At 68.3% G+C, this 265-nt stretch carries 1 pseudogene; it reads right to left on the reverse strand.

Annotated elements, in window-relative coordinates:
* Positions 1-265: pseudogene (locus BFF77_RS37250) on the reverse strand (serine/threonine protein kinase); the annotation flags it as partial.

The following is a 265-nucleotide window of genomic DNA, read 5'->3' on the forward strand; positions in this document are numbered from 1 at the left end:
CGTGCACCGCGGCGAGCCCGGACAGCAGCTGGTCGAGCAGGGTGCAGACGAAGCGGGGCGGCAGCGGTCCGTAGTCACCGATGAGATGCGCCAGCGATCCGCCGCTCACCAGATCCATGGTGAACAGCACCTTGTCGTCGTCGGCGGCCCAGCTTGCCGGGGCGAGGACATGGGGATGATCGATTCTGAGCGCCTGTTCCCGGACGAAGCGGAGGAGGGTGTGCGCGTCGCTCTGCTGGAGGACCTTCGCCGCGACATAGCGCCG

The sequence above is a fragment of the Streptomyces lushanensis genome (genome assembly GCF_001700515.1).
GTDB classification, from domain to species: Bacteria; Actinomycetota; Actinomycetes; order Streptomycetales; family Streptomycetaceae; genus Streptomyces; species Streptomyces lushanensis.